Below are 5,589 nucleotides of genomic sequence, written 5' to 3' on the forward strand. Positions count from 1 at the left end.
ATTATATCTAATTCAATTGAATTTATTTCATTTTCTTCTTCAATATTTTTTTGATTTAGATTTTTATCAATAAATTCTTTTTTTCCTTTTAATATATCTCCTTTTTCTATAGTATTTATATCCTTTGGATTTACTTTATTATCATATACTCTACAACTTTGAATTCTTACAAGAGTATCTATATAACTTTTTACCATAAAAGCATTTTTTAAAAGTATATTTTTATTATTATATAATTCGTTCATTGTATTTTTCAGCGTTTCATAACTTTCTTCATTTAAAATAAATCCTTTATTGTCCAAAGTATCTAAACATATTTCATAAAGTTCTTCTTCATTGTATCCATTAAAATCTAAATATAAAGGAAATCTGTAATTAAGTGATTGATTTTCTAATAATATTTTATCAATTCCAACTTTATTACCTGATATAACTAGTATTATTTTGCTTTTATTTTTATCTATAAACTTGATAAGCATAGATACTATTTCATTGTAATTATATTCATTAATAAGTAAATCAAACTTATCTATTAAAACTACTTTACCTATAGACTTATTTAATATATCTTCTAGATCCATCCCACTGTTTATACTAGATACTATCTCATCTTTATCTATTTCAACTATACTTTTAGCTTTTATAAGACCTTTACTAAAATACATTTCAGATAAAATGCTTAAAACTCTTTTTTTACCTGTACCTGTATCTCCAGTAAAGATAATATTTTTATATTTATTTATTCTACTTCTCTTTCCTAGCTTTTCTCTTTTTTCTTCTATCTTCATTAGTTTATACTGACTTCTTAAAAATTCTTTAGCTTTACAATTTCCTTTTAAGTTGCATAGTTTTTCTTCTAAATCAAAAGTGTTTTCATAGTCTGACATGTTTATCTTTTCTATATCTTTAACCGTTATTAAATTCATTTCATAAACACTTATATCTTCTTCAGCTATTCTAATACTTTGATTTCTAATCAAACTTTCAACATAATTCCTTACCATTCTACCATTGCCTGACTGTGAATCAGCCTCTTCATATATAGCCTCAAAACTTGTTTTTAAAGATGTATACGCATTTTTAGATAACTTAAATCCTTTATTCTCAATTAATTTTATAGCCATTTCTAGCAACTCATTTGGATTATAATCCTTAAAAACTGTCCATATAGGAAATCTTGACTTAAGACCTATATTAACATCAAAAAAGTCTTCCATTTCTTCTTCATATCCAGCAAGTATAACAACTACGTCTTTTCCGTAGTCTTCGATTAATTTAAGTAATGTTTCTATAGCCTCTCTTCCTAGTGAATCATTAGCTAATGTATAAGCTTCATCTATAAAAAGCACTCCACCTATAGCTTCTTTAAACTTCTCTTCTGTCTTTTTAGATGTTTGTCCTGGCAGTTCAGATACAAAGCTAGATCTATCTGTCTCAACTAGTTGTCCTACTTTTAAAAGTCCCATACTATTTAGCATCTCTGCAACTAATCTAGCAATACTAGTTTTTCCTGTACCAGGATTTCCTGCGAACACCATATTTAAATTTTGTTCAATTTTTGTACTTACTCCTGCTGATTTTCGCTTTTCTTGAGCTACAATTAGTTTATATTGACTTCTTAATAAGTTTTTAACTTCTGTTAATCCAACTATTGAGCTTAATTTTTCCTCAAGATCAAATTTAGTTTTTGCTTTAAAGTTAAAGTTATCTCTCTCTAGTAAATCTATTTGTTTAGATTTATCTGTTAAATATTTTTTAGAAGCATCCAATATAGCATTTTCAACTATATTCCTAACAAACCTTGCATTTCCTAAGTCATTTTTACCATTTATTTGATTCTTTGCAAATAAATCTATTAAATCATGTTTTACGTTTTTTGCAATTCTATATCCCTTTGATTTTGCAATATTTAACGCAATTTCATACATCTGTGTAGGAGTATAGTCTTCAAAATGAATAATGTTTGGGAATCTTGATTTAAGACCTGAGTTAAATGTTAAAAATTCGTCCATATCTTTTTCATATCCAGCTAAAATAACAACTAAATCATCTCTATTATCTTCTACTCCCTTAAGTAAAGCATCTACGATTTCTTTTCCTACTTTATCATCGTCACTTTCACATAATGAGTATGCTTCATCTATAAATAAAACTCCTCCTATAGCAGAGTTTATTATATCTATAGTTCTTTTTGATGTATCAGCTACATTTTCTGTAACAAAATCAGCTTTACTAACTTCTCTATATATTCCTTTTGATAAAATTCCTAAAGAATTTAAATATTCAAATGTTATTCTTGCGGCGTTAGTTTTACCAGTACCTGCATTTCCTGCAAAAATCATATTTAAAGATATATTAGATGTCTTAAGTCCTAAACGTTCTCTTATTTTTTGAACTTTATAATTGTTTTTAACATTATTTAAAAATATCTTTAAATCTTCTATCCCTATTATAGAATTTAATTTATACTCAGCTTCTTCTACTGTAGGCATTGAATATTCATTTAAGTTCAATTCTTCATCATTTATTTTGCAATATATATCATTATCTTTAACATATATAAGCGCATCAGTTATAGTTTTTAATCTCTCTTCTCTTATTAAATTCGTTAATGGCTTACATAGTTTATAAGAAACATATTCACTTATTCCAAAATTTGAGTCTTTTTGATATGTTTCTTGAAGGAATCTACATATTCCAAAGTATTCATCCCCCTTATCATCTTCATTTATATCTAGAGTTATTTTAATATTAAATTCCTTTTCTACATTTCTAATAGTTTTTAACACTTCTCTTTTTACTACTTTATTTCGTTCATTTCTATTTAATGGTTTTGCATGTAAAGTTTTGTCTATATTCAATTTAAATTGTTCATTAAAATATTTATCTATTTCAAATTCTTCATTGTTGCTAATATATACTAAAAATTTATTATGACAAACAATTTTATCTATAGTTCCTGTTTCCTCATTATCTGCTTTAACTAAAAACTTATTTTTTATAATATAATCATCATTTAAGTTTAAGCATGAATTTGGATATAAGCTAGATAATACTTTTAGAATTTCTCCACTTGCTTTTTCTATATTTTTAAACATTACACAAGCTGAATCTGAACTTAATTTTTCATACAAATCTGTTAAAAAAGCATTATACCCTAAATTAAAATTATATGATCCTAAATCAATTTCATCTACTTGTGGATTACCTAATAAGTCGGTACCTTTTAAATTTTCAAATATTCGTCTTATACTAGTTTTTTTAGCAGTTTCCTTTTCTCCAACTAAAACTAAAATACCTTTTTCATTTTTTGAAAACTTATAGTTAAAGTAGTTACATAAATCTTTAATAAATTCATTTTGTCCTATAAGTTCTTTTTCTAGGCTTTTTTGTATCTCTGTAAATTTTTCATTTATATTTATCATTTTTATCCCCTTTCTAAGAGTTTATAGATATAATCGCGTGTCTAATCTTCTATCATAATCAGTCCATCCATCATTTTGTGATTTTTCTTTAATCTGATTAATCTTATTCATAGTTGCATCTATCCCATCTGCAAAGTTTATTATAAACGACTCTTCCATGTTACATTCTCTAGGAGATCCATATTCAAGTTTTCCATGATGTTGTATTATACACCCTTTAACTCTTCTTATAAAATCTTCACTAAACTCATAACTTATTTCATTTATAGCTTTGTCTATCATTTGAACACCTATTGCTATATGCCCTTCTAACTCACCTTGCAAAGTATACTTAAATGGACCTTTGTAATCTAATTCATAAAGTTTACCTATATCATGAAGTTTCGCTCCTAATATCGCTATCTCTTTATTCTTACAATTATATCTATCACAAAGTATCTTGGATAAGTACATAACTCCAAGAGTATGCTCTGCTAAACCTCCTATGTAGTTATGATGCATTGATACCCCACCTATTCCCTTTTTAAACTTGTCCAAAAATTCTTCATCTTTAAAAAAGTAATCATTTAAGACTTTAGCTTCTTCAGATTTTATAAATTCATCACTTATGTCTTCTATCTCTTTTAAAATATCTTGGATAGGTCTTTTTACTTTTGGTAAATAGTCATCTAATTCATAATCAGACTCTATTATCCTTACGCTTTTAACTTCATCCATAGTCGGTTCTTTTTTACTCTCTATTTCTATAACTTGACCTGGTTTTAACCTAAATTTATTAGATATTCTCGCTTTAATTTCTTCACTTCTATCTGTAAGTATATACGTTGTCATATTGCTATCTTTATGTATTTTTTTCATTACCATTAATGATGTTTTAAAATTTTTATTCATATCTATATCCTTTAGAAATTCCTTTTTATGAGTCATGTTATCCTCCTTTTAAATCCTATGTATTTTAAGTTATTTTAAAGTTATTTTAAAGTTATTATTTACAAAATATATAAAGTATATTAATTAGTCTACATTTTATAATTTATCCAATATTTATAGTAAGTATAATTTAATTAACATAAAAAAAGTACTTAAATCTATTTATTGATTTAAGTACTTTTTTATCTATTTTAATTTTAAATTTATATTTCCAGAGTTACATTTTAAATTCATATTAAATTCGGATTTATTGTCTTTTGTAAACTTTCTACTTTTAGCTTCATCATTTATAATTATATTCCCACTATCAGTCTTCAAATTATAGTTATATTCAACTTCATTTTTATCTATATCAAGCTCAATATTTCCTAAATTATTAGAAACATTAATATTGCCTAAAATTTTGCCTTTAAATTTAGTATGTCCCAAATTATTACTCAGTTCTAAATTTTCCTTTATACTACTGTTTAATATATTTATGTTTCCCATATTACTCTTAAATTTGGAATCTAGGCTATCTAATTCATTTACATTTATGCTCCCTGTTGCAGTTATAATATTTAATTTTTCTACTTTACATTTATCTATGTTTATATTTCCTGTATCACAACTTAAATCCATATTATCTACATTGAGTTCATTTAAGTGTATGTTAGATATATTTGACGATGAGCTTAAATTATTTAATTTTGACCCTTTAGGTATATATATCCTGATACTACTATCTTTATTCTTTTTATAGTATTCTAAGTTGTATGTATCACTTTTAATTTTTTCTTCTTTTATACTCAAAGTTTCATTTTCTATTTTGTATTTTATGTTTATATAATCCTTTTTATATTTTAAATCTAGTTTATACTGATCCGATGGTATGATTTCAATACTATTTAAATCTGTTTCTATATTTATATTTTTAAATTCTTCTATTTGTTTACTATCAACTAAATATTCTTCACTAGTAGAATTATCGCTATCTATAATTTTTTTATTTTCTATAAATACATTTTTGTTAAAAGCATACCCCATTCCAGTAAATATAAATCCAACTCCAATAGCAAGTACACATACCTTAACTATAGTTTTTATTTTCATATTTACAACTCCTTTGTTAATTTATATCTAAAATATTTAATAAAATATATTTTAAATTTCAACTAATATTAATTTTAGAATTTTATTTTATCCATTTTATACTTTAATATATCCTAAAATATACATGCCTATTACTTTATAT

At 24.6% G+C, this 5,589-nt stretch carries 3 protein-coding genes; all 3 read right to left on the reverse strand.

What is annotated here, in order from left to right; all coding sequences use genetic code 11:
- The coding region (locus tag RWY47_RS10250; protein ID WP_316030318.1) for an AAA family ATPase at nucleotides 1-3,425 on the reverse strand (3,425 nt) is incomplete at its 3' end.
- Between the two features lie 21 nt (nucleotides 3,426-3,446).
- On the reverse strand, nucleotides 3,447-4,352 hold the full coding sequence (locus RWY47_RS10255; protein WP_025163090.1) for an HD domain-containing protein: 906 nt from the start codon (nucleotides 4,350-4,352) through the stop codon (nucleotides 3,447-3,449).
- 189 nt (nucleotides 4,353-4,541) lie between these two features.
- Nucleotides 4,542-5,447, reverse strand: a complete 906-nt coding sequence (locus tag RWY47_RS10260) for a DUF4097 family beta strand repeat-containing protein (protein WP_224170276.1) — start codon at nucleotides 5,445-5,447, stop codon at nucleotides 4,542-4,544.
- Nucleotides 5,448-5,589: the final 142 nt, after the last annotated feature.

The sequence above is a fragment of the Paraclostridium sp. MRS3W1 genome (genome assembly GCF_032465715.1).
GTDB lineage: Bacteria > Bacillota > Clostridia > Peptostreptococcales > Peptostreptococcaceae > Paraclostridium > Paraclostridium dentum.

Coding starts and splice junctions, on each gene's coding strand:
- RWY47_RS10255 (WP_025163090.1), bottom strand. CDS start 4,352: ATGACTCATAAAAAGGAATTTCTAAAGGATATAGATATGAATAAAAAT.
- RWY47_RS10260 (WP_224170276.1), bottom strand. CDS start 5,447: ATGAAAATAAAAACTATAGTTAAGGTATGTGTACTTGCTATTGGAGTT.